This window comes from Streptomyces sp. PT12, from assembly GCF_003311645.1.
Lineage (GTDB): Bacteria > Actinomycetota > Actinomycetes > Streptomycetales > Streptomycetaceae > Streptomyces.
The window spans coordinates 1-539 of record NZ_QEST01000238.1; the positions used below are offsets into that span (position 1 = coordinate 1).

Here is a 539-nt window from a genome sequence, read left to right on the forward strand (position 1 = left end):
CAGGGGCCGCGGCGGACGAGCGCGGTGTGCATGCCTGCTGCCCGCGCCGGTGCGATGTCGTTGTCGACGCGGTCGCCGACGTACAGGGTCTCGCCCGGAGCGTGCGGAACGACATCGGCAACGCGCTCGAAGAACCGGGGGTGCGGCTTGCTGGCGCCCCAGTCGTCGGATGTGCCGATGAGATCGACGTCCGCGCTGAACAGCTCCCTGAGGATGCGACCGGCCCGAACGGTCTGGTTGCCAGCGATGCCCAGCCACAGGCCCGCGCGCCGCAACTGGGCCAGGGCGGCCCGAACGTCCGGGTAGAGGTCGCCTTCGCCGAACCACTCGGCCTGTCCCGCTGCCGCACGGCTCTCCCGCTCCCGGGTGAGGTCGAATCCCGGCCGGAACCGCTGGAAGACCTCGCGGTAGTCGAGCCCTTGGGCGACCACCGCGCCGAACTGAGCCGAGAAGGTGTGAGGCGGCACCCCGAGCCAGTCGGCCCACGCGCGGTACTCGCGCGTCTCGTCCACCAGGCACTCGCCCACATCGAAGACGAC

The 539-nt window shown here is 71.4% G+C and carries 1 protein-coding gene; it reads right to left on the bottom strand.

From position 1 onward, the window contains the following. Positions 1–539 (bottom strand): HAD family hydrolase (locus DEH69_RS26375; protein ID WP_258534974.1); only part of this gene is annotated, 539 nt, incomplete at both ends.